Source organism: Streptomyces sp. NPDC001100, assembly GCF_053598575.1.
Genome location: NZ_JBSFKO010000040.1, coordinates 60,587 through 79,006 on the forward strand (window position 1 = coordinate 60,587; position 18,420 = coordinate 79,006).

General features: G+C 70.4%; 22 protein-coding genes. 14 read left to right on the forward strand and 8 right to left on the reverse strand.

Annotated features, from left to right (window positions below):
- Nucleotides 1–119: 119 nt before the first annotated feature.
- The gene (locus tag ACWDEW_RS39825) at nt 120–770 is read left to right on the forward strand and encodes a cysteine hydrolase (RefSeq protein WP_093624237.1); all 651 of its coding nucleotides are present in this window, start codon (nt 120–122) and stop codon (nt 768–770) included.
- 3 nt (nt 771–773) lie between these two features.
- Here the strand turns inward: ACWDEW_RS39825 and ACWDEW_RS39830 are convergent, their stop codons facing one another.
- Nucleotides 774–1,250, reverse strand: a complete 477-nt coding sequence (locus tag ACWDEW_RS39830; protein ID WP_450519854.1) for a Rieske (2Fe-2S) protein — start codon at nt 1,248–1,250, stop codon at nt 774–776.
- 716 nt (nt 1,251–1,966) lie between these two features.
- Here ACWDEW_RS39830 and ACWDEW_RS39835 point away from each other — a divergent pair.
- From ACWDEW_RS39835 to ACWDEW_RS39865, 7 genes are all read left to right on the forward strand, one after another.
- Nucleotides 1,967–2,722 carry a HipA family kinase gene (locus tag ACWDEW_RS39835; RefSeq protein ID WP_450519856.1) on the forward strand — a complete coding sequence of 252 codons (756 nt, stop codon included), beginning with the start codon at nt 1,967–1,969 and terminating at the stop codon, nt 2,720–2,722.
- Complete coding sequence (locus tag ACWDEW_RS39840) at nt 2,719–3,135, forward strand: DUF3037 domain-containing protein (RefSeq protein ID WP_450519858.1); 417 nt, start codon at nt 2,719–2,721, stop codon at nt 3,133–3,135. The genes ACWDEW_RS39835 and ACWDEW_RS39840 overlap by 4 nt, the downstream gene beginning before the upstream one ends.
- 142 nt (nt 3,136–3,277) lie before the next feature.
- Nucleotides 3,278–4,039, forward strand: coding sequence for a 3-oxoacyl-ACP reductase FabG (fabG, locus tag ACWDEW_RS39845; protein ID WP_450519860.1), 762 nt, complete (start codon nt 3,278–3,280; stop codon nt 4,037–4,039).
- A gap of 20 nt (nt 4,040–4,059) precedes the next feature.
- Nucleotides 4,060–4,821, forward strand: a complete 762-nt coding sequence (locus tag ACWDEW_RS39850; protein ID WP_450519862.1) for an SDR family oxidoreductase — start codon at nt 4,060–4,062, stop codon at nt 4,819–4,821.
- A gap of 201 nt (nt 4,822–5,022) precedes the next feature.
- Entirely contained in the window at nt 5,023–6,600 is a 1,578-nt protein-coding gene (locus tag ACWDEW_RS39855) for an ABC transporter substrate-binding protein (RefSeq protein ID WP_450519863.1), read from the forward strand.
- 113 nt (nt 6,601–6,713) lie between these two features.
- On the forward strand, nt 6,714–7,397 hold the full coding sequence (gene ung, locus ACWDEW_RS39860; RefSeq protein WP_450519865.1) for a uracil-DNA glycosylase: 684 nt from the start codon (nt 6,714–6,716) through the stop codon (nt 7,395–7,397).
- Nucleotides 7,398–7,500: 103 nt separating this feature from the next.
- Nucleotides 7,501–8,034 (forward strand): hypothetical protein, encoded by a 534-nt coding sequence (locus ACWDEW_RS39865; RefSeq protein ID WP_450519866.1) that lies wholly within the window; start codon nt 7,501–7,503, stop codon nt 8,032–8,034.
- Between the two features lie 28 nt (nt 8,035–8,062).
- Here the strand turns inward: ACWDEW_RS39865 and ACWDEW_RS39870 are convergent, their stop codons facing one another.
- Both ACWDEW_RS39870 and ACWDEW_RS39875 read right to left on the reverse strand, forming a co-directional pair.
- Entirely contained in the window at nt 8,063–8,539 is a 477-nt protein-coding gene (locus ACWDEW_RS39870) for a hypothetical protein (protein ID WP_450519868.1), read from the reverse strand.
- Between the two features lie 121 nt (nt 8,540–8,660).
- Nucleotides 8,661–9,173, reverse strand: a complete 513-nt coding sequence (locus ACWDEW_RS39875; RefSeq protein ID WP_450519870.1) for a DinB family protein — start codon at nt 9,171–9,173, stop codon at nt 8,661–8,663.
- A gap of 98 nt (nt 9,174–9,271) precedes the next feature.
- Between ACWDEW_RS39875 and ACWDEW_RS39880 the strand changes: the two genes are divergently transcribed.
- Complete coding sequence (locus ACWDEW_RS39880) at nt 9,272–10,183, forward strand: Gfo/Idh/MocA family protein (RefSeq protein ID WP_450519872.1); 912 nt, start codon at nt 9,272–9,274, stop codon at nt 10,181–10,183.
- On the opposite strand, the gene lnt is transcribed toward ACWDEW_RS39880, so the two are convergent.
- A complete protein-coding gene (lnt, locus tag ACWDEW_RS39885; protein WP_450519873.1) occupies nt 10,101–11,675 on the reverse strand; it encodes an apolipoprotein N-acyltransferase in 1,575 nt (524 codons plus the stop codon). The genes ACWDEW_RS39880 and lnt overlap by 83 nt on opposite strands.
- A gap of 77 nt (nt 11,676–11,752) precedes the next feature.
- Complete coding sequence (locus ACWDEW_RS39890; RefSeq protein WP_450519875.1) at nt 11,753–12,244, reverse strand: nuclear transport factor 2 family protein; 492 nt, start codon at nt 12,242–12,244, stop codon at nt 11,753–11,755.
- Nucleotides 12,245–12,391: 147 nt separating this feature from the next.
- On the opposite strand from ACWDEW_RS39890, the gene ACWDEW_RS39895 reads away from it, so the two are divergent.
- Nucleotides 12,392–13,132, forward strand: a complete 741-nt coding sequence (locus ACWDEW_RS39895; RefSeq protein WP_450519876.1) for an SDR family NAD(P)-dependent oxidoreductase — start codon at nt 12,392–12,394, stop codon at nt 13,130–13,132.
- A gap of 42 nt (nt 13,133–13,174) precedes the next feature.
- On the opposite strand, the gene ACWDEW_RS39900 is transcribed toward ACWDEW_RS39895, so the two are convergent.
- Nucleotides 13,175–13,354: a hypothetical protein gene (locus ACWDEW_RS39900; RefSeq protein WP_026178900.1), complete on the reverse strand. Its 180-nt coding sequence runs from the start codon at nt 13,352–13,354 to the stop codon at nt 13,175–13,177.
- Between the two features lie 110 nt (nt 13,355–13,464).
- The gene (locus tag ACWDEW_RS39905) at nt 13,465–13,743 is read right to left on the reverse strand and encodes a winged helix-turn-helix transcriptional regulator (protein ID WP_450519916.1); all 279 of its coding nucleotides are present in this window, start codon (nt 13,741–13,743) and stop codon (nt 13,465–13,467) included.
- 140 nt (nt 13,744–13,883) lie between these two features.
- Between ACWDEW_RS39905 and ACWDEW_RS39910 the strand changes: the two genes are divergently transcribed.
- A complete protein-coding gene (locus tag ACWDEW_RS39910; protein ID WP_450519878.1) occupies nt 13,884–14,444 on the forward strand; it encodes a carboxymuconolactone decarboxylase family protein in 561 nt (186 codons plus the stop codon).
- A 1-nt stretch (nt 14,445) separates the two neighbouring features.
- Here the strand turns inward: ACWDEW_RS39910 and ACWDEW_RS39915 are convergent, their stop codons facing one another.
- Nucleotides 14,446–15,321: an undecaprenyl-diphosphate phosphatase gene (locus tag ACWDEW_RS39915; protein ID WP_450519880.1), complete on the reverse strand. Its 876-nt coding sequence runs from the start codon at nt 15,319–15,321 to the stop codon at nt 14,446–14,448.
- Between the two features lie 251 nt (nt 15,322–15,572).
- Here ACWDEW_RS39915 and ACWDEW_RS39920 point away from each other — a divergent pair, with 251 nt between their 5' ends.
- The 3 genes from ACWDEW_RS39920 to ACWDEW_RS39930 are packed head-to-tail and all read left to right on the forward strand — an operon-like array spanning nt 15,573 to nt 18,402.
- Nucleotides 15,573–16,748, forward strand: a complete 1,176-nt coding sequence (locus ACWDEW_RS39920; protein ID WP_450519882.1) for a Gfo/Idh/MocA family protein — start codon at nt 15,573–15,575, stop codon at nt 16,746–16,748.
- Entirely contained in the window at nt 16,745–17,683 is a 939-nt protein-coding gene (locus tag ACWDEW_RS39925; protein WP_450519884.1) for a DUF6807 domain-containing protein, read from the forward strand. Before ACWDEW_RS39920 ends, ACWDEW_RS39925 begins: the two co-directional genes overlap by 4 nt.
- Entirely contained in the window at nt 17,677–18,402 is a 726-nt protein-coding gene (locus tag ACWDEW_RS39930; protein ID WP_450519886.1) for a cupin domain-containing protein, read from the forward strand. Before ACWDEW_RS39925 ends, ACWDEW_RS39930 begins: the two co-directional genes overlap by 7 nt.
- The last annotated feature ends 18 nt before the right edge of the window (nt 18,403–18,420 follow it).

The following is an 18,420-nucleotide window of genomic DNA, read 5'->3' on the forward strand; positions in this document are numbered from 1 at the left end:
CGGGCAGCCGCTTCTGACGGTGCGTCAGGCAGGTGGCCGAATGAGCGCCGGTCGTCTTCCGAACGCACGCGATGCTCGTTACTGTCACCCGCCCCGGCCGCCGACGACAAGGGAGAGCCATGCCGTCGCACGCACAACTCAGTGAGATCCTCGACACGGTGAGCACTGCCCTGCTCACCGTCGAATGTCAACAGGGTGTGGTCGGCCCGGACAGCGCGCTGCCCGAACTCGCCCTCGCCGCACGGTCGTCGGGCGCGCTCGCCAATGTCGCCCGACTGGTCGCCGCCGCGCACGAGAGCGGGGTCCAGGTGATCCACGCGCTCGCCGAACGCCGCCCGGACGGCCGGGGCGCGAACCACAACGCCCGCCTGTTCCGCGCCGCCGAACGCCTGCCCGTCCAGCAGCTCTCGGGCACCGCGGCGGTCCGCGTGGCACCCCCGATCGAGGTCGCCGAGGAGGACTTCGTCGTACGACGGCTGCACGGCCTGTCGCCGATCCAGGGCACCGAAGTCGACGCGCTGCTGCGCAACTTGGGCTGCCGCACACTGATCGTCACCGGGGTCTCGGCCAATGTGGCGATCCCGAACGCGGTGTTCGACGCCGTCAACCGCGGCTACACCGTCGTCGTACCGAAGGACGCCATCGCGGGGGTGCCCTCGGAGTACACCCCCGCGATGATCCGCAACACCCTCGCGTTGGTCGCCACGGTCGCGACCACGGACGAGGTGCTGGGCTGTTTCAAACGACCGCGCAGGGCCGATCGACGCTGACCGTCACGCCAGCGTGATGGAGTCCCCGGTCACGGTGATCTGCTCGGCGGGCAGCGCCTGGGTCGCGGGACCCTGCTTCACGCTGCCGTCGGTGATGGAGAACTCGCTCTTGTGGCACGGGCAGCCGATGACGCCGTTGGTGATCGTGGTCACGGCACAACCCTGGTGGGTGCACTTCGACGAGAACGCCTTGTAGGTGCCCGCCGTAGGCTGGGTGACCACCACGCCCTGGCTGGCGAAGATCTTGCCGCCGCCCTCGGGGATGTCGGTGGTCTTCGCCAGTTCGGTGCCCCCGGCGTCACCCTGGGCGGTGGACGCGCCGGCGGTGGTGGTGGAGCCCGAGGTGTCCGAGGAGTCCGACGACGAGTCGTCGTTCGACGAGCACGCGGTCAGCGCGACGGCGAGTCCCGCCGCGCCGACCGCCGCCAACGCGGTGCGACGGGAGGGCGCCGTAACGGGTTCGATCGAATCGCTGGTCATGCTGACGTTCCTTCCAGAAGAAAGCATTTGTGGGTCTGCAAAGGGGTACGGGATGCGGATGACCGCCGTTCAGACGGTGTCGAGAGCTTGGCCCTATCGAGATCAGGCAGGCGTAAAACCTCGCTGTCGTTTCGCTGTCGACCCTGCATAAGGCCTGAACACGCACCCGGTGAAGCCATGAGTGAACCTCCTTGCCGCGTGCGCCGTTTCAAGTCTCGCCAGGAGAAAGCCTCCGCCCCGACAGGCGTCGGCCGCGCGGCCCGACGAATGGACGGACTTGAACGAGCAGAGCAAGAGATCTCCCGGCCGGCGGAACCTGCTGCGCGGTGCCGCAGTGCCGCGGTGACGGGTTGCGCGATGGCCCTGTCCGTCGCGCAGGGCGACGGCGGCGAGCGCCTCGGTGCACACCGCGCACACCCCGACGGTCGGACACGACATGTGCAAGCCGGCCGGCGGGCGCTGGATCGAACCCCTGGTCGCGACGGCCCGACCGCGCCCGCCCACCCCAACGCCCTGGGCCAGCAGGCGATGGCCGCCGCGGTGGAGAGCTCCGTCCACTGCGGCGCGTACCGCCGATGACCTGAGCGGGGAAAAGGGAGCGTCGGCTGTCCCGGCCCTGGTGAGAGCGGGCGCCCTCCCCTCCTCGTAGACTGCTCAGTCCGTGCCGGAGGCGCGTCCGGAGCGGCTGTGGACGGTAGGGCTAGGGAGCCTCGGAAGTGCTCAAGGAAGTCGTCGCGACCCGCTACATCACGCCCCTGCGGGAGGGCGGCTCGCTGCCGGGGCTCGTCGAGGGCGACGACTTCGCGCCGTACGTCATGAAGTTCAGCGGCGCGGGCCAGGGCCGCAAGACGCTCGTCGCCGAGGTCGTGGTGGGGGAGCTGGCACGCCGGCTGGGCTTCCGGGTGCCACGGCTGGTGACCCTCGACCTCGACCCGGTGCTGGGGCTCGGCGAACCCGACCAGCAGGTACAGGAGTTGCTGAGGTCCAGCGGGGGCGCCAACCTCGGCATGGACTTCCTGTCCGGCGCGCTCGGCTTCGACCCGCTCGCCTTCACGGTGAGCCCCGAGGAGGCGGGCCGGATCGTCTGGTTCGACGCCCTCGTGAACAACGTCGACCGGTCCTGGCGCAACCCCAACCTGCTGATGTGGCACGGCGACCTGTGGCTCATCGACCACGGCGCCACCATGATCTGGCACCACAACTGGCCCGGCGCGGAGGCATCGGCGGCCCGTCCCTACGACGCCGCGGACCACGCCCTCGCGCGCTTCGCCCCCGACCTCGCGACCGCCGCCGCCGACCTCGCGCCGCGGGTCACCGACGAGCTCCTCGCCGAGGTCACCGCCGAGATCCCCGACGCCTGGCTGACCGGCGAACCCGGCTTCGACACCCCGGACGACCTCCGCAGGGCCTACGCGGCGCCCCTTCTCGCGCGCGCCGCCGTCATCCACGAGCGCATCAAGAGGGACCAGTGACCGAGCGCCACATCATCCGGCCCAGCGAGGCCAACGAACGGGACGTCTTCGAGTACGCCCTGCTGCGCGTCGTACCGCGCGTGGAACGCGGCGAGTGCATCAACGCCGGCATCCTCGTCTACTGCCGTGCCCGGTCCTACGTCGGCGCCCGCACCCATCTGGACGAGGCGCGGCTGCTCGCCCTCGACCCGCACGCCGATGTGGCCGGGATCAGGGCCGCGCTCGGTGCTGTGGAAGGCGTGTGTGCCGGTGGGGAAGCGGCCGGTCAGGCGGCGCGGGACGACGCCGGGCGGCGGTTCCGCTGGCTGATCGCGCCCCGGTCCACCGTCGTGCAGCCCGGGCCCGTGCACACCGGTCTCACCGTTGATCCGGCGGCCGAGACGGAGCGCCTGCTGGACCTGCTGGTGAGGTAATGAATCACACCCGGCTCATGTGGCGTTGACACCGAGTGCCAGGGCTTCTAGCGTCACGTCTGCCGAAGGTACTAAGCGGTCGCTCATCGGCGGCCCGCAGATTTCCCGGGCGAGAGATTCTCAAGGGCGAGGAGAGCCAGCAATGTCCACCACTGAGCAGCGGGTCGCGATTGTCACCGGCGGGGCGCGGGGCATCGGCGCCGCCACCGCCGTACGCCTCGCGGCCGAGGGCCGTGCGGTCGCCGTGATCGACCTCGACGAGGCCGCCTGCAAGGACACCGTGGAGAAGATCACCGCGGCCGGCGGCAAGGCCCTCGCGGTCGGTGCCGACGTCTCCGACGAGGCGCAGGTCGAGGCCGCGGTCGCACGCATCGTCGCGGAGCTGGGCGCGCCGACGATCCTGGTCAACAACGCGGGCGTGCTCCGCGACAACCTGCTCTTCAAGATGAGCGCCTCCGACTGGGACACCGTCCTGAACGTGCACCTGCGCGGCTCGTTCCTGATGGCCAAGGCCGTCCAGAAGCACATGGTCGACGCGGGCTTCGGCCGGATCGTCAACCTCTCCTCGTCCTCCGCCCTCGGCAACCGCGGCCAGGCCAACTACTCCGCCGCCAAGGCCGGTCTCCAGGGCTTCACCAAGACGCTCGCCATCGAGCTCGGCAAGTTCGGCATCACGGCCAACTCGGTGGCCCCCGGCTTCATCGCCACCGACATGACCGCCGCGACCGCCGCCCGCATCGGCATGGGCTTCGAGGACTTCAAGGCCGCCGCCGCCACCCAGATCCCGGTGCAGCGCGTCGGCGAGCCCGACGACATCGCCAACGCCGTCGCCTTCTTCACCAACGAGGCGGCCGGCTTCGTCTCCGGCCAGGTCCTGTACGTCGCCGGCGGACCGCTCAACTAGGGAACACGGGAACACGCGAAATGACTGAACTGCCTGAACTCTCCGGCAAGGTCGCCGTCATCACCGGCGCCAGCCGCGGCATCGGCTACGGCGTCGCCGAGGCGCTGCTCGCCCGCGGCGACCGGGTCTGCATCACCGGCCGCAACGAGGACGCCCTCAAGGAGGCCGTCGAGGCGCTCGGCGCCGACCGCGTCATCGGCGTGGCCGGCAAGGCCCACGACGAGGCCCACCAGGCCGTCGTCGTCGAGCGCACGATGGAGGCCTTCGGCCGCGTCGACTACCTGGTCAACAACGCCGGTACGAACCCGGTGTTCGGCCCGATCGCCGACCTCGACCTGAACGTCGCCCGCAAGGTCTTCGAGACCAACGTCATCTCCGCGCTCGGCTTCGCCCAGAAGACCTGGCACGCCTGGCAGAAGGACAACGGCGGCGCCATCGTCAACATCGCCTCCCTCGCCGGGATCTCCGCCTCGCCGTTCATCGGCGCGTACGGCGTCAGCAAGGCCGCGATGGTCAACCTGACGCTCCAGCTGGCGCACGAGTTCGCGCCCGGCGTACGGGTCAACTCGATCGCCCCGGCGGTCGTGAAGACCAAGTTCGCCGCCGCCCTGTACGAGGGCCGCGAGGCGGAGGCAGCCGCCTCCTACCCGCTGGCCCGGCTCGGTGTGCCCTCCGACATCGGCGGCGCCGCCGCGTTCCTGACCTCGGACCAGTCCGAGTGGATCACCGGCCAGACCCTCGTCGTCGACGGCGGCATCCTCCTGAACGCCGGAGTGGCCTGACCCGACGACCCGGGCGTCGGTTTCTTTGCTGTTCCCTGTACGGAACCGGCGCCCGTGTCGAGGTACGAAAACGCGCACAGCGGACTGACAACGTCGTCATAAAACCGCTGATCAAGAGCCCCGTCCGAACCTTGCTCAACCGGCCGGGGCACTGCGGTATGGTCTGCCGACCCTTGGTATGGCGGATCGAGGAGCGTGCGCGTGTTCAACCGGAACCGAGGCCTGCGGAGAGCCGCGGCGATCACGTCGATATCCCTGGTGGCCGGCTGCGGGGTGTTCTCGGACGGAAATCCGGACGGCGGGGGACCCATCGTCGTCGGCACCACCAGCGCCCCCAGCACGCTCGACCCGGCCGCCTCCTGGGACGGCTCGTGGGAGCTGTTCCGCAACATCTACCAGACGCTGCTCGCCTACCCGACCGGTGCGACCACCCCGGAACCGGACGCCGCCAAGAGCTGCGGTTTCACGGACGATTCGAACACGACGTACCGCTGCGAACTGCGCGCGGGCATGAAGTTCGCCGACGGGGACACCCTCGACGCCCAGGCCGTCAAGCACTCCATCGACCGCATCAGACAGATCAACGCGCCGAGCGGTCCGGCGGGCCTGCTGGGCAGCCTCGACCGCGTCCAGGCGACCGGTGACCGCGAGGTCCTCTTCCACCTCAACAAGCCCGACGCCACCTTCCCGTTCGTGCTCGCCACCCCGGCCATGTCGATCGTCGACCCCGACGACTACCCCGCGCACTCCCTGCGCAAGGACGACAAGGTCTTCGGCTCCGGGCCGTACACCCTGAAGTCCTACGACGACGGCAAGCAGGCCCAACTCGTCCGCAACGACCGCTACAAGGGCTTCGCCAAACGCGAGAACGGCGCGGTGACGATCCGCTACTTCCAGGACTCCGGCGCCATGGTCAAGGCGCTGCGGGACGGGAAGATCGACGTCACCTACCGCGGCCTCGCCGCCGACGACATCGTGACCCTCCAGGCCAGCCCCTCGAAGGACCTGCAACTGGTAGACGGCTCCGGCACCGACATCAACTACCTGGTGTTCAACCCCAAGGACCGGTGGGCCCACAACCCCGCCGTCCGCAAGGCCGTCGCCCAGGTCGTCGACCGCGGGGCGATCACCCACAAGATCTACCGCGACACCGTGGACCCCCTCTACTCCATGGTCCCCAAGGGCCTCACCGGCCACACCACCGCCTTCTTCGACGACTTCGGCGACCCCAGCGTCCCCAAGGCACGGCAGATCCTCACCCGCGCGGGCATCACCGACCGCGTCCCGCTCACCTTCTGGTACACCAGCGACCGCTACGGCTCCGAGACCGCCCTGGAGTTCAAGGAACTCAAGCGTCAGCTCGACGCCTCCGGGCTCTTCACGATCACTCTCCGGAGCCGCCCCTGGAAGACGTATGTGACGGGATACCAGAAGGGCGAGTACCCGGTGTTCGGACGCGGCTGGTTCCCGGACTTCCCCGACGCCGAGAACTTCATCGCTCCCTTCGTGGGACAACAGAACGCGCTCGGTACGCCCTACTCGTCGCCGAAGATCACCGGCGTACTGCTGCCCGAGTCGCGCAAGGAGACCGACCGGGCCGACGTGGTCAAGGAGTTCGAGGAGGCCCAGCAGATCCTGGTGGACGACACCCGGCTGCTGCCGCTGTGGCAGGGCCGGCAGTACGTGGCCGCCAGCGACGACATCTCCGGCGGCGAACAGGCCCTCGACCCGTCGACGATCATGATGATGTGGCAGCTGTACCGCAAGACGAGCTGGTGAACCGGATCGCGGCACCGGTTGTCAGTGGTCGCCTGTAGGTTCTGGGACATGGCAGCGACCGCACCGCGCGGTCGCCCCGCATCGCAGTCGCCGCACACCGTAAGGAAGTTGACGTGACCGACATCTCCATGCTCCCCGAGTCCTGGCGCGGAGTCCTGGGCGACGAGCTTCAGCAGCCCTACTTCAAGGAGCTGACCGAGTTCGTCGAGGAGGAGCGGGCGAAGGGTCCTGTCTACCCTCCGCGCGAGGAGGTCTTCGCCGCCCTGGAGGCGACACCGTACGACCAGGTGAAGGTGCTGGTCCTCGGTCAGGACCCGTACCACGGCGAGGGCCAGGGACACGGCCTGTGCTTCTCGGTCCGCCCCGGCGTGAAGACCCCGCCCTCCCTGCGGAACATCTACAAGGAGATGAAGGAGGAGCTCGGCCTCCCGATCCCGGACAACGGCTATCTGATGCCCTGGGCCCAGCAGGGCGTCCTGCTGCTCAACGCGGTGCTCACGGTCCGCTCCGGCGAGGCCAACTCCCACAAGGGCAAGGGCTGGGAGAAGTTCACCGACGCGGTGATCCGCGCGGTGGCCGACCGCCCCGACCCTGCGGTCTTCGTCCTGTGGGGCAACTACGCGCAGAAGAAGCTCCCCCTCATCGACGAGGAGCGGCACGTGGTGGTCAAGGGCGCGCACCCCTCCCCGCTGTCCGCCAAGAAGTTCTTCGGCTCCCGCCCGTTCACCCAGATCGACGAGGCCGTCGCGAAGCAGGGCCACACCGCGATCGACTGGCGCATCCCCGACCTGGGCTGACCCCACCGGGGCCGGGCCGGGGCCGCCTGACGGGGATTGTCAGTGGCGCCGGTTAGCGTCGAGGGGGACGGCCAACGGTGGCTGACAAGGTGCGGAGGACGCTGTGACGGAGCGACAGGAACAGGCGGCGCCGGACGCTCTGCTGACGCGGATCGGACAGGTCGTCATGCTGCACCACGGCGGCGACCGCGAGGAGGCCAGGGAGCGGCTGCTCGGCCTGTGGGCGGAGCTCGGTGAGGACGGCGACCCGCTGCACCGCTGCACGCTGGCCCACTACCTCGCCGACACCCAGGACGACCCGAGCGACGAACTCGCCTGGGATCTCAGGGCGTTGTCGGCGGCGGACGAGCTGACGGACGGGCGGGAGAGGGAGGACACCGGCCAGGAGGGGGCGGGCGCGGTGCGCGGCTTCTACCCCTCCCTGCATCTCAACCTCGCCGCCGACTACATCAAGCTCGACCGCCCGGACGCCGCCCGCACCCACCTCCGCCGCGCCCGCGCCGCCAGCACGGTCCTCGCCGACGACGGCTACGGCAACGGGGTGCGGGCCGCGATCGGCAGGCTGGAACTGCGGCTCGACACAGAGGGCGGTGCGGCCGGGGACGGGACCTGGGGACCGCCGAGACAGCGGCCCTAGAGTCCGGCCCGATCAGTTCCCGTCCGCCTCAACGCCCGTACGTCTGACCGCAGATGATCGACTGCGGACTGTCCGACTGCCAGCCGCCGTACTTCCTGCCCAGGGCGCACACGTCCGACTGGCTCTTGGGCACCGACTTGACCACGTCAGGGATGTCCGCGCCCGGCTGCCGGGGGTGGCGCGGTTTCGGGTGCGGATGTGGGTGGGGGTGCGGATGCGGGTGCGCGCGGGGGACCGGTGCCGCCTGCTGGGGCTGAACCGGTGCGTGGTGCGGTGGATGCGTGGCCGGTTTCGGACGGTGCGAGGGGTCGATGAGTTCGAGAGCCTCCCGGGCCGGAGCCTGTACGACCTGCGGCTCCGCGCTGCCGTCCGGGCGCGGCACCGACGCTTGGGACGGTGCGGCCGGGGGAGCGGGAGCCGGTGGCCGCTGGACGGTCACACATCCGGAGAGGGCCGAGACAGCCACGGTGACCAGGAGCGTTGCGGTGGTCGTCGTTCGATGCACCCGCGCAACTCTGCTGGTTCCGGCCCCGTTTGGGACAGTGGACGGGCGGATGATGCCCCACACGGGTGATCTCCGCCCCCTTACGGACGGCCCGCGCCCGCCCCGGGTGACGTGACGTCCGTCAGTCGCCGGTGCTTCCGTCGATCCGCTCCCGGAGCAGATCGGCGTGGCCGTTGTGCCGCGCGTACTCCTCGATCATGTGGGTGTAGATCCAGCGCAGGTTGAAGCGCTCCCCGGTGCGCCGGTGCTTGCCCACGGAGAGGTCGTCCAGGGTGAACCGGGCCGCGTGCGCGTTCGCCGCCTCGATCTCGGCCCGCCAGGTCGCGTGCGCCTCCGCCCAGGTGTCCGTTTCGGTGGTGTGGAAATCGCCGTCCGGGTCCTCTTCGGTGAAGTAGATCGGGTCCGCCTGCTCGTCCGCCATGACCTTGCGGAACCAGCCCCGCTCCACCTCCGCCATGTGCCGCACCAAACCCATGAGCGACAGCGTGGAGGGCTCCACGGCAGCGGTCCTCAGCTGTTCGTCGGTCAGCCCCTCGCACTTCAGGGCCAGGGTCTCGCGGTGGTAATTGAGCCAGCCGTCCAGCATGGTGCGTTCGTCGGCGGTGGTCGAAGGTTCACTGCGCTCGATCGTCATGCCCGCATCCTCGCGCGCCCGGTCCGCCCGCACCACCGGATATCGCCCCGCCGTATGCTTCCGGGAACGTACCGCTGGGCGAGCGCCAGGGAGGCTCCGTGAAGGTCGGCTGCATCGGACTCGGTGACATCGCGCAGAAGGCCTACCTGCCGGTCCTCGGCGCCCTGCCCGGCGTCGAACTGCATCTGCAGACCCGCACGCCCGCCACCCTCGCCCGCGTCGCCGACAGCCTTCACCTGCCGGCGGAACAGAGGCACACGGACCTCGACGCACTCCTCGCGCAGGACCTCGACGCCGCCTTCGTGCACGCGCCCACCACCGTGCATCCCGAGATCGTCACCAGGCTGCTGGCGGCGGGCGTACCGACGTACGTCGACAAGCCGCTCGCGTACCGACTCGCCGACTCCGAGCGGCTGGTGCGGCTCGCGGAGGAGCGGAACGTGTCGCTCGCGGTCGGCTTCAACCGCCGCTACGCCCCCGGGTACGCGCAGTGCGCCGACCATCCGCGCGAGCTGATCCTCATGCAGAAGAACCGGATCGGGCTCCCGGAGGAGCCGCGCGCGATGATCCTGGACGACTTCATCCACATCGTGGACACCCTGCGGTTCCTGGTGCCGGGGCCGATCGACGACGTGACCGTGCGCGCCCGCACCCAGGACGGACTGCTGCACCACCTCGTGCTCCAGCTCTCCGGCGACGGCTTCACCGCCCTCGGGGTGATGAACCGGCTCAGCGGCTCGGTGGAGGAGATCCTGGAGGTCTCGGGCCAGGACACCAAGCGCCAGGTCGTCAACCTCGCCGAGGTCGTCGACCACAAGGGCCAGCCGACCGTGCGGCGCCGCGGGGACTGGGTGCCGGTGGCCCGGCAGCGCGGCATCGAGCAGGCGGTCCTCGCCTTCCTGGACGCCGTACGCGCGGGGAAGGTGCTCAGCGCCCGGGACGCGCTGGCGACTCATGAACTGTGCGAGCGGGTGGTACGAGCGGTTGCGGAGCGGTCCGCCGCAGCCTGAGTGCCTGCACCCCCTCACCGGCGCACATGGCCGCGAGCACCAGCAGCGCCAAGCCCACCGGCCAGGCGCCGTAGCGGACGTACGGGGTGATGCCGTGCGCGAGCGGGACGTCGTAGACCTGGGTCGTGGTCTTGTCCGTGCCCAGCCATGATCCGATGCGCTGTCCGCTCGGGCCGTAGACGGCGGAGACGCCGGTCAGGGTGGCGTGGACCATCGGGCGGCCGGTCTCGGCGGCGCGCAGGGCGGCGAGGGTGGCGTGCTGTTCGGGGGCCCAGCTGTTCTGGAAGGACGAGGTCGAGGACTGGGCGAGGAGGATGTCGGCGCCGTCCTGGGCGAGATGGCGGCTCATGTCGGGGAACGCGGTCTCGAAGCAGATCAGCGGGCCGATGCGCAGTCCGTGTCCCACGTTCATGACGACCTGCTCGGTGCCGTGCCTGCGGTCGACGCCCGCCGCCTTGCCGACGGAGGTGGCCCAGCCGAGCAGCGAGCGGAACGGGATGTACTCCCCGAAGGGGACCAGCCGCATCTTGTCGTAGCGGTCGCCGGTGAGCCCCTTCGGGCCGACCAGGACCGAACTTTTGTAGATGCCGGGCTTGTCGGAGCGCTCGGCGTCCACGTTGACCAGGATGTCGGCGCCGGTCTCCTTGGAGAGGGCGGCGATACGGCGCGCGTAGTCCGGCCGCTTGGTGAGGTCGAAGCTGACGCTGCTCTCGCCCCAGGCGATCAAGTCGACGTGCTGCCCGGCGAGTTGGCGGGTCAGCTGCTCCTCGCGGTCGAAGCGCCGGTCGCCGCTGGCGTCCCCGTCGATGATCCCGGGCTGTACGACGGCGATCCGCACCCGGCCGTCGACGTCGGGGCGCGGCGACCACACCCAGGCCGCCGAGGTCACGGCGGCGGTGGCGACGAGCCCGGCGACCGCCGGCACCCGCACCTCACGGACCGCGACCAGTACGGCGACCGCCACATTGACGGCCACCACCAGGAAGCTCAGCAGCCACACCCCGCCGACGGAGGCGAGCCGCAGCGCCGGTTCCACCTGCCACTGCGTGGAGCCGAGCAGACCCCAGGGTCCGCCCAACCCCTGCCAGGACCGCACCAGTTCGACCATCAGCCAGCCCGAGGGCAGGACCAGGAGTGCGGCGGCCCCTCGCCGAGGCGTCGGTACGCCGCCCAGGAAGCGGCGCACCAGCCAGCCCCACGGCGCCCACAGCACGCCCAGCAGGCCGGCGATGACGACGATGAACACGCTCAGGCTCGGCACCAGCCAGCTGTGTACGGCCAGCATGAACCCGAGCCCGCCGAACCAGCCGTCGTAGACCGCCCGCCGCCCGGTGGGCGCCGAGCGGGTCAGCAGGATCCAGGGGACGAGCGCGACGTAGGCGAACCACCACCACGACGGTGCCGGGAACGCGAACACGGGCAGCCCGCCCGCGAGTACGGCGAGCAGTGAACGCCGCCAAGGGGAGACGAGCCAGTCGCCGAAGGTCTTCATGTGAACCCCCTACCCGCTGGTGGCTCCAGTGTGCGTGTCGCGGACGATCCCTGACAGTGGACGCCGATCCGGTCGTCTCAGTTGACCACGGCTTCCGGGCGCCGCTCGGGAAGACGCCGCCACTTCTCCGCCACCACGACCTCGGTCAGCCGCCAGCCGTCGTGCGTCCGCAGCAGCCCGAACCGGTAGCGCCCGCCGCACACGAAGTCGGGCGCGGTGGACGTGTCGCTGCTGTCGTTCTTGGCGAAACGCATCGGATTGACGTAGTCGGCCTGGACACGCGCGGTGTCGTCGGTGTTCTGGTCCAGGGCCCCGAAACGGATCCGCCGGTTCACGATCAGATGCTGCCGCATCGGGAACAGCCGCATGCTCTCGGCGAGCCACCCGGCGATCTCCTCCGCGTTCCCCTCGATACCTCCGGCGGACCGGTAGTCGGCCCGTCCGTCGGGTGCGAACAGTTTCCGGTACGCCTCCCAGTCGCCGTCGTCCACCGCCACCGCGTACTCGGTGATCAATTCGTCCACGGCCAGCCGGTCCATCACGATCGCCAGTTCCACACGCTGCGTCATCGGGCAAGTGTTGGTCACTCCGTGTGCCGAGCCAAGGGGTACGGGGGGACAACGTGGGGAACATTCGGTGGTGTTCGGACAGGTGTGCGCTTCCGAGGGCGAGGGCGGTCGGCTCCTCCCTTGAAGGAAGCTCGAAGGGAAGTACGCATGAAACGTCTCGTCACGGTCGTCACCGGAGGCAGCCGGGGCATCGGCGCCGCGACCTGTCTGCGGCTCGCGGAGGAGGGGCACGACGTGGTCGTGGGGTACCTCCGGGACGCCAAGGCGGCCGAACAAGTGGCGGACAGAGTGCGGCAGTCCGGGGTACGGGCCGTGTGCGTCGGCGCGGACACCTCCGTGGAGGCGGACGTGGAGCGGCTGTTCACCGCGGCGGAGCGGCACCTCGGGCCGGTCACCGGGCTGGTGAACAACGCCGGAGTGACCGGACCGTTCGGCCGGCTCGCGGACGTCGACACCTCCGACCTGCGCCAGGTCGTCGAGGTCAACCTGCTCGGCACACTGCTGTGCTCACGCCGCGCCGCGCAGGCCATGACGGCCCGGGGCAACGGCGTGATCGTGAACGTGTCGTCGTCCGCCGCCACGCTCGGCAGCCCCGGGGACTACGTCCACTACGCCGCGACGAAGGCCGCCGTGGACACCCTCACCATGGGCCTCGCCAAGGAACTCGGCCCCGACGGCATCCGGGTCAACGCGGTCGCGCCCGGCATCGTCGACACCGAGATCCACGCGCGAATGGGCGACCCCGACCGTGCGCAACGCGTGTCCACGTCGATTCCGCTGCGCCGCCCCGGACAGCCCGAGGAGATCGCCGCGGCCATCGCCTGGCTGATGTCACCGGACGCTTCGTACACGACGGGCGCCGTGGTGCGGGTGTCGGGCGGGCGGTGAGGGTGGCGAAGGGGGCGGCCATCGGGTGCGGCCGCCCGCCGCTCAGGCGGCCTCGATGACCTCGTCGCGTATCGCCGCGGCCCACTCGACCACCAACAGCTCGTATTCCTCCCGCTCCTGGGTGGAGAGCGATCCGCCCGCGCGCAGCCAGAGAGCCCGGATCTGCTCGTTCACCTCGTAGGCAGACCGCACGGAACCAGGGGTCACGGAATCGGGGGACATGCGCAACAGCCTAGGGGCAAGGACTGACACTGCGCTACCGGACGGCTACTCAGACCGTATGGGGTTGGTCACGGGCTCCGCGAACCGAGCGTCCGGCGCGGCGAGTTGGTTCATGACCGCCGCTCGACCCATATCCTCGACCAGTCCAGCAGCGGCCCCATCGCCGTCACCAGGTCCGCGCCGAGTGCGGTCAACTGCCACGCCCCGTCGGACGTCTGATCCGCGATGTCCGCCTCGCGCAACTCCGTGAGGCGGGTGGACAGGACGCTGGAGGACATGGCGTCGCAGCGGCGTTGCAGATCGCGGAAACCGATCGGGGCGGGGTGGTGGTGGAGCTCCCAGATCACGCGGAGGGTCCAGCGGCGGCCGAGGAGATCGAGCGCGGCCATGACGGGGCGGCCGGTGGTCGATCCGCGCACGGGGCGACCGGGCAGCGGGGTCGGTTCCAACAAGGCCTCCTCGCGCGGCTGGTGGTGATCGCCTGCCTCACTCTTGCGCTTCGATTTCAGAAGCGCAAGAGTCGGTGCACATGAAGCAGCGCATCGAAGGAGTCACCCCGCCCTACACCCCCGACACCGACCGCGCCCTGCGCCGCTGGATGCCGCCCGGTGTCGCCCACGAACCCCTCATGCTCTTCAAGGTTCTCGAACGTCACCCCGAACTCGCCTCCCGTATGCGGGCGTTGGGTGCCGGCCTCCTCGTCCACGGCCGCCTGGGCGCCGCCGACCGCGAACTCGTGATCGCCCGCGTCTGCGCCCGCGCCGGCTGCGCCTACGAATGGGGCGTCCACATGGCGGCGTACGCCGAAGTCGCCCAACTCACCTCCGAACAGGTCACGTTGACCGTGACCGGCACCCCGGACGACCCGGCCTGGACACCGCGGCAGTCCGCGCTGCTCCGGGCCGTCGACGAACTCGACGCCGGCGCACGGCTGAGCGGCCCCGTCTGGTCCGGCCTGCGGGAGCACCTCGACGAGCCCGAGGCTCTCGAACTCCTGGTGCTGGCCGGGTGGTACCGCACGATTGCCTACGTCGCCAACGGCGTCGGGATCGCCCCCGAGGCCTGGGCCCTCGCCCTGCCCGAGCGGTAGGTCAGCCCGCCGACTCGGCCGCGTGCGGGCTCAGTACGCCCGCCGTGACCAGCGCGATGATGACGATGCCGAGGGCGATGCGGTACCAGACGAACGGCATGAAGCTCTTGTGCGAGATGAATTTCATAAACCATGCAATTACGGCATATCCGACCACGAACGCGATCACCGTCGCGAACATCGTCGGCCCCCACGCGACGTGCCCCTGCTCGGCAGCGTCCTTCAACTCGAAGGCGCCCGAGGCCAGTACGGCCGGCATGGCGAGGAGGAAGGAGTAACGGGCCGCCGCCTCACGGGTGTAGCCCATGAACAGGCCGCCGCTGATGGTCGCGCCCGAGCGGGAGACACCGGGGACCAGCGCCATCGCCTGGCAGAGGCCGTACAGCAGGCCGTCCTTGGCGTTCAGGTCCACCAGTGTCTTGCGCTGCTTGGGAGCCCGGTGCCGGCCGCCCGTCTCGTCGCGGGCTGCGAGGCGGTCGGCGACGCCGATGACGACGCCCATCACGATCAGCATGGTGGCGGTGATCCGCAGATCCCGGAACGGTCCCTCGATCTGGTCCTTGAGCGTGACCCCGAGCACACCGATCGGGATGGAGCCGACAATCACCAGCCAGCCCATCTGGGCGTCGTGGTCGCGCCGCATCTCCTTGTCCGTGAGCGACCGGAACCACGCGGCGAGAATCCGCCCGACATCCCGGCGGAAGTAGATCAGCACCGCCGCCTCCGTGCCGAGCTGGGTGATCGCCGTGAAGGCCGCACCCGGGTCCTTCCAGCCGGAGAAGGCCGCCGTCAGGCGCAGGTGCGCGCTGGACGACACGGGCAGGAACTCGGTCAGCCCCTGGACGAGTCCGAGGACGAGGGATTCAAACCAAGACATGGAGTTACGGCGTCCAAGTGTTGCTCGCGGAGGGGTAAAGGACACACCAAAACGCCGCGCACGGTGATCGAGTGTGTATGAGGGGCAGCGTAGCGTCCCGGTATGACAGGCCCGACACAGGGGTTTCGCGGGCGGCCGGGCGACTCCGGGTGTGCGGTGTTGACCAGGCGCGGGGGCGGCGCATACGTTGCAGCGGAGGAAAGCGCTTGCTGGACGCGCTCGCTGTCTCCGGAGGAGTGCTGATCACGCCCATGTCCACACCCGCCACCAACCCCGGGGCGTTCCAGCCCTTGCCGCCGCTCACCGGCCGACGCATCAGGGCAGCCGTGGTCGGCGCCGGTGCCATCGGCCGCGGCTCCCACTTCCCCGCGCTCGCCCGGCTCGCCGAGGAGGGCGAGACCGAGGTGGTCGCGGCCGTTGACATCGATGCCACCGCGGTCGAGTCCTTCAGCGCCGAGGCCGGGATCCCGCACGCCTACACCGACCTGGAACAGATGCTCCGGGAGCAGCGGCCCGATCTCGTGACCATCTGCACCCCGCCCACCCTGCACCGCGCGCAGACCGTCGCCGCGCTGCGGGCCGGCGCCTGGGTGTGGTGCGAGAAGCCGCCGGTGCCCACACTGGCCGACTTCGACGCCGTGGAGCACGAGGAGGGGAAGGACGGGGGGCCGTACGCCTCGATCGTCTTCCAGCACCGCTTCGGCTCGGGCACCCGGCATGTACGCCGGCTGCTCGCCGAGCAGGCCATGGGCCGGCCGCTGGTGGCGCACTGCCAGACCACCTGGTACCGCGACACCGCCTACTACGCCGTGCCCTGGCGCGGACGCTGGGCGACCGAGGGCGGCGGTCCCGCCATGGGACACGGCATCCACCAGATGGACCTGCTGCTCGATCTGCTCGGGCCGTGGAGCGAGGTCAAGGCCATGGCCGGGCGGCTGGTCCACGACGTGGAGACCGAGGACGTCTCGACCGCCCTGGTCCGCTTCGCGAACGGCGCGATGGCGACCGTCGTCAACAGCGTCCTGAGCCCCGACGAGGTCAGCCGCATCCGCATCGACTGCGAGCGCGCCACCGTCGAACTCACCCACCTCTACGGCCACAGCAACGACAACTGGCGCATCACGCCAGCCCCGGACGTCTCGGGCGAAGACGCCGCCGCCTGGCAGAACTTCGGTCCCGACGTGCCGAGTTCACACCTGGAGCAGCTGCGGGAACTCGTCGTCAGCATGCGGGCCGGCGAACGTCCGCGCAGCAGCGGCACCGACGGACGCACCAGCCTGGAGCTGATCACCGCGCTCTACAAGTCGGCGTTCACGGACACGACCGTACGGGCCGGCGAGATCGGCCCCGGTGACCCCTATTACACGGCGCTGCACGGCGGCGCCCCCGGCTGGGCGCCCGTGGCGCGCGAGGAGGTGTCGGCATGACCGGCCTGCGTATCGTCCACGCCCACGACGACCGCATCACGGTGACCGAACCGGCCACCGGCGTCGAGCTGTTCAGCTATGTCTACCGGCCCGAGGCGGCCTGGGAGGCGCCGAAGCCGTACCTCCACCCGATCCGGACCCTGGCCGGCGACATCGTCACGGACTACCGGCCCAACGACCACCGCTGGCACAAGGGCCTGCAGTTCACCGCCTCGCACCTGTCGGGCCAGAACCTGTGGGGCGGCAACACATACGTTCACGGCGAGGGGTATCTCGAACTCCCCGAGCGGGTCGGGTCGATGGCCCATGTCGCCTTCGACGAGATCGACACCCACATCGACTCGGGCGAGGAACGCCTCGTCATCGCCGAACGGCTGACCTGGCACCCCCACAGCGGCGAGCTCTGGGCCGACGAACAGCGCCGGATCGAGGTGCACGACGTCGACACGGAGTCGGGTTCCTGGGCACTGACCTGGACGAGCGCCGTGACGAACCGCCGCGACGAGCCCCTGCTGTTCGGCAGCCCCACCACCCACGGGCGCGAGGCGGCCGGCTACACCGGCCTGTTCTGGCGCGGCCCGCGCGCCTTCCGCGACGGCCGCATCATCGGCCCCGACGACGAGGGCCCCGGGCTGATGGGCTCCCAGGGCCCCTGGCTCGCCGTCTCCGGAGAGCACGACGGCACCGACGGCCACGCGACGATCGTCTTCGCGCACGCCCCCGAGAACGACCACACCGGCGCCGGGGGCACCCACCCCGACCACTGGTTCGTACGCAACGAGCCGTTCGCCGGAATCGCCCCCTCCTACGCCTTCTACGACGAGCTGGTGCTCGACCCCGGCGACACGCTCACCCGGCGCTACAGGGTCGTCGTCGCCGACGGAGCATGGGAGCGGGAGGAGATCGCCAAGTACCTGGAGGCGCGGCCGTGGTGAGCGTGGAGGGGTTCGGCGGACTGCCGGGGGGAGTGGCCGTCTCGCATCTGTCCGTCTATGACTGGCCCGCCGAGATCGACGGCGGTGTGTGCGGCGGAACCCCCCATATGCACCTGACCTGTTCGGAGGGGTACGTCGTCACCGGTGGACGCGGTGCGGTGCAGACGCTCACGGCGTCCGGCTACGAGGTGACGCCGCTCGCGGCCGGAACGGTCGCCTGGTTTACGCCCGGCACCATCCACCGGCTCGTCAACGAGGGCGGTCTGCGCATCACCGTGCTCATGCAGAACAGCGGGCTGCCCGAGGCGGGGGACGCGGTGCTCACCCTGCCCCCGCGGTACCTCACCGACCCGGAGACGTACGCCGCCGTCACCGTGATCCCGACCGACGCGCCCGAGGCTGAACAGGAACGCGTCGCCCGCGCCCGGCGCGATCTCGCCCTGGAGGGCTATGAGGCGCTTCGCTCCGCCGAGGGCCCGGAGGCGCTGGCCGCGTTCCACCGGGCCGCCGCCGCGCTGGTACAGCCGCGGCTCGCGGAGTGGCGCGAGCGCTGGGAGCGGGGTGCGCGGGCCGCCGCCGCGGCCACGGGGGCACAGCTCGACTGGCTGGACCAGGGCGACTTCTCGCACCTCGCCGACGCCGCGGTACGGGCCGAACAGCCTTCGGCGTACGGGAAGTTCGGGATGTGCGGGCGGTTGGACGTCTACAAGGGGGCTTAGTCCCCGGCCCGGCTTCTT